5 protein-coding genes are annotated in these 4,216 nt (G+C 62.8%); 3 read left to right on the top strand and 2 right to left on the bottom strand.

The window, feature by feature from the left end:
- Positions 1–247: 247 nt before the first annotated feature.
- Entirely contained in the window at positions 248–1,123 is an 876-nt protein-coding gene (locus EOA36_RS29235; RefSeq protein WP_167531310.1) for a GNAT family N-acetyltransferase, read from the top strand.
- Between the two features lie 121 nt (positions 1,124–1,244).
- Here the strand turns inward: EOA36_RS29235 and EOA36_RS29230 are convergent, their stop codons facing one another.
- On the bottom strand, positions 1,245–1,877 hold the full coding sequence (locus tag EOA36_RS29230) for a trimeric intracellular cation channel family protein (protein ID WP_127280463.1): 633 nt from the start codon (positions 1,875–1,877) through the stop codon (positions 1,245–1,247).
- A 113-nt stretch (positions 1,878–1,990) separates the two neighbouring features.
- Positions 1,991–2,623 (bottom strand): nucleotide exchange factor GrpE, encoded by a 633-nt coding sequence (gene grpE, locus EOA36_RS29225; protein ID WP_127280462.1) that lies wholly within the window; start codon positions 2,621–2,623, stop codon positions 1,991–1,993.
- Between the two features lie 227 nt (positions 2,624–2,850).
- Between grpE and EOA36_RS29220 the strand changes: the two genes are divergently transcribed.
- Both EOA36_RS29220 and EOA36_RS29215 read left to right on the top strand, forming a co-directional pair.
- Positions 2,851–3,048 (top strand): hypothetical protein, encoded by a 198-nt coding sequence (locus EOA36_RS29220; RefSeq protein ID WP_127280461.1) that lies wholly within the window; start codon positions 2,851–2,853, stop codon positions 3,046–3,048.
- A 91-nt stretch (positions 3,049–3,139) separates the two neighbouring features.
- Positions 3,140–4,162, top strand: a complete 1,023-nt coding sequence (locus tag EOA36_RS29215) for a fatty acid desaturase (RefSeq protein WP_127280460.1) — start codon at positions 3,140–3,142, stop codon at positions 4,160–4,162.
- Positions 4,163–4,216 lie beyond the last annotated feature (54 nt).

The following is a 4,216-nucleotide window of genomic DNA, read 5'->3' as shown; positions in this document are numbered from 1 at the left end:
CTTGAGCCGCCTTTCCCCGGTGCATGGCTGACGAAGCCCGCCAAAAAAAGCAGCCCGGTTTCGGGCGCCCGCGAAGCCAACGCGCGTAGGCTCTTGTGCCGCAACATAGCCGGTTGACCGTTTTCGCCAGCCGACGAAGTATTGCCCGAGACGCCGTATCACGGTACTGTCACAATCCTGTTGCACCTACACCGTATCCCCGTGCCAAGAGGGATGGCTCGAAGGAGAATCACTCGTGCATACAGTTATGCCGGAATGTGACACTCGGCCGAACGCCAGCAGCGCCTTGCTCGCCGGACGTAATGTCGATTCCGTCATAAAAGGCGCAGCGCTCGGCCGTATCGGCAATCTCGAAGTGCGGCTCGCCCGCAACGAGGCCGAGATCGCGGCCGCGCAGGAAGTGCGCTACCGTGTATTTTATGACGAGCTTGGCGCCAGGAAGGATCTGTTCCAGGCGCAGGACCGCCGCGACGCCGATCGCTTCGACCCGCTCTGCGACCATCTCCTCGTCCTCGATACCTCGCTTTCCGGCCCTGAGCACCGCCGCATCGTCGGCACCTATCGCTTGCTGCGGCAAGAAATCGCGGCAACCGCCGGAGGCTTCTATTCCGAAGGCGAATTCGAGCTGACCAAGCTCATCGCCCGTCATCCCGGCCAGCGTTTCCTGGAACTCGGCCGTTCCTGTGTGTTGCCGGAATACCGTTCGAAGCGCACCATCGAGGCGCTGTGGCAAGGCATCTGGGCTTACATCAATCACTACGAGATCGGCGTGATGACCGGCTGTGCCTCCTTCCACGGCACCGTGCCGGCCGCGCACGCCGAGGCGCTCACCTATCTCGCCCATCACTGCCGCACCAACTCGGCCTGGGACGTGCGCGCTGTGTCCGGACGCTACTGCTCCATGGACCTGATGCCGATCGAGGCGGTCAACACCAAGGCGGCGATCGCGGCGATGCCACCACTGGTCAAGGGCTATTTGCGGGTCGGCGCCCGCATCGGCGATGGTTGCGTCATCGACCGCGAATTCTCGACCGTCGACATTTTCGTGGTGATGCCGGTCAAGGAGATCGGGGCCCGCTACGTCAACTATTATGGCGGCGAAGCGCAGCGCTTCGCGGCGTGAGCGAGTAGGCAGTAGGCAGTAGGCAGTAGGCAGTAGGCAGTAGGCAGTAGTGAAGACGCCACGATTCACGCTTTGGCGACTACTGACAATTTCCCTACTCCCTACTCCCTACTCCCTCTCTTCAGGGAATGTCTTCAGGCCGCCGGCCGGGCCGGCTTTTGTAGGCTGGAAACGTCCAGCCGAAACGGAGCGCACCGCCGCGCACCGCGAACGCCGCGGCGAAGCCGGCCAGTTCTGAAACGATCGGCGGCAATCCTGTGACGTCGCCAGCCGTGAAGATTGCAGCACCTGCGAGAGCGGCCGTAACGTAGATTTCCGGCCTCAGCAGCACCGAGGGCTCGCCGGCCAGCAGATCACGCAGGATGCCGCCTGACGTGGCGGTGAGCACGCCGGTGATGACGGAGACGACCGGCGAACCGGTAATGGCCAGCCCCTTGGCCGCCCCCATCACCGAAAAAGCGGCCAACCCGATGGCGTCGAGCCAGAGCAGCCATTTCCAGCGGGATTCGACACGGTGCGCACCAAAGAACGCCAGCACCGCAACCGCCGCGCAGATCAGCACATAGCTGGAGTTGGCGACCCAGAAAACCGGCAGATTGAGGATAACGTCGCGAAGCGTGCCGCCGCCGATACCGGTGACGCTGGCCAGGAACAGAAAGCCGATAATGTCGAGCTGCTTGCGCGACGCCGCCAACGCCCCGGTCGCCGCGAAGACGGCAACGCCGGCATAGTCGAGGAGGGCGATGGGGTTCATGAATTATGCGGTTAAGGGAGCAGGGGAGTAGGGGAGTAGGGGAGTATGTTTAGCACGAAGCCGCATGATTCATACGGCTTCCTGTTTTCCTGCCCTACTCCCCTATTCCCTAATCACGCATCCTTTTCGGCCTGCTCATTGACCGGCCCTGGCTCGACCGGCGCGTCGGCGGCAATTTTCGGGCCGCCCTTGGCGACGCCGACCATGGCCGGGCGCAGCACCCGCTCGCCGATCGAATAGCCCGGCTGCACGACCTGGACCACGGTGTTGGCCGGCACATCGGGATTGGGCACTTCGAACATTGCCTGGTGGAAATTGGGATCGAACTTTTCGCCTTCCGGCGCGAGTTTCTTGACCCCGTGCCGTTCCAGCGCCGACAGCATGGCGCGCTCGGTCAGGTCGACGCCTTCGATCAGTGCCTTGAAGCCGGCGTCCCCCGACGCCTTGGCCTCGGCGGGAATGGCATCCAGCGCGCGGCGCAGATTGTCCGACACCGACAGCATGTCGCGGGCGAAATTCGCCACCGCATAGGTTCGCGCGTCATGCACGTCGCGCGCGGTGCGGCGGCGCAGGTTCTCCATCTCGGCCGCGACGCGCAGCGCGCGGTCCTTCAGTTCTTCGTTTTCCTTCAGCAGTCGTACAAGCGCTTCATAGTCGCCATCGATGCTGCCTTCCGTGCGCTCGGCATTGGCCTCGGCCGCCTCGGCTTCACTGGGCGCGCGTTCGTCTTTTGCCTGGTCGCTCATCGCCGTTTCCCGTCATCTTGAATGGTGTGGATTTTGTGCCCGATATCGAGGTTCGCAGGCCAAAAATCAAGGGGAAAGCAACCGCAAGGCCCTTTGAAGACGCCAGGACGATGCTGCGATTTTAATTCAAATTTTACCGTACTTGCCGGCTTTGCTTGCCTCAGGGGCGTGATGGGGGAACCATTCCCTTGCTGGAGGAGTTTCGGAGCCGACGCAGGATTTTTGAGATGATGACCCGCAAAAAGCTTGAAAAGGGCGAAAGGCTCGCCGCGGAGGTCCGGCGCCAGCTCGGTGCCGAGACGATGGCGCGCTTTCTGCGCACCTTGCCAGCCTTCCACACGGAGACCGACATCCCCGATCGTTTCAGGCAATTGCTCGACCGCCTTGACCGGGTCGAGAATGGCGACGCCTGGCGGCGGCAGTAGGCGCCTCGTCCGGCCTTACGCGACAATTACGCACAGTAACTTTACGTGAAGGCCGGCTTGCGGCGGCGGCGCACCCTGCCTATGCTTCCTGATGAACATGATTTCCCCCGAAATGGCGGCCAGTAGCAAGCGCGCCTGGCTCAAGATTCTGGCACGCTACAAGAAGCCCGACAGGCGGCGCAGCGCACTCGAACTCGCCATTACCCTCATTCCTTTCGCCTCGCTGTGGGCTCTGTCTTCCGCCGCCTATGCCTACGGCCATTGGTGGGGGCTGATCCTCATCCTGCCCGCGGCCGGGTTCCTGGTGCGGATCTTCATGATCCAGCACGATTGCGGCCATGGCTCGTTCTTCGCCAATCGCATTGCCGACGACTGGATCGGCCGAGCGCTCGGTGTCCTGACGCTGACGCCCTACGATTGCTGGCGGCGTGCCCACGCCGTGCATCATGCCAGCGCCGGCAATCTCGATGAGCGCGGCATGGGTGACATCAGGACGTTGACCGTCGCCGAGTACCGGCGCCTGTCCTGGCGCGGGCGCCTGGCCTATCGCCTCTATCGCCATCCGCTGGTGATGTTCGGGCTCGGGCCGATCTGGTTGTTCATCTTCTCGCAAAGGCTGCCCATCGGCATGATGCGCGGCGGCTTTACGCCCTGGGTGTCGTCGATGACCACCAATCTCGCCATTGCGCTTGCGGCGGCATTGCTTATCTGGGCCGTCGGTCCCCGCGCGTTCCTGATCGTCCATCTGCCGATCGTCATTCTCGCCGGTTCGGCCGGCATCTGGTTGTTCTACGTCCAGCATCAGTTCGAGGAGACCGAATGGGCGAAGGACGAGGAATGGCAGTTCCAGCACGCAGCCCTGCACGGCTCGTCCTACTACGACCTGCCGCCGGTGCTGAACTGGTTCACCGGCAATATCGGCGTCCACCACGTCCACCACCTCTCCGCCAAGGTGCCCGGCTACCGGTTGCAGGAAGTGCTGCGTGATTATCCGGAACTGCGCGGTATCGGCCGCGTCACGCTGCTCGACAGCCTGCGCTGCGTCAAACTGGCCTTGTGGGACGAAAGCCGCAGCAAGCTGATATCGTTCCGAGAGGCACACGCGGCGCTGTAGCGCTTGTCTTGCTCCCCATCACTTGTCTTGCTCCCCATCAAGGGAGAGGTGAAG

The sequence above is a fragment of the Mesorhizobium sp. M8A.F.Ca.ET.021.01.1.1 genome, from assembly GCF_003998025.1.
Lineage (GTDB): Bacteria > Pseudomonadota > Alphaproteobacteria > Rhizobiales > Rhizobiaceae > Mesorhizobium.
The sequence above is the reverse complement of the archived record's forward strand: the minus strand, read 5'-3'. Positions and strand labels throughout refer to the sequence as shown.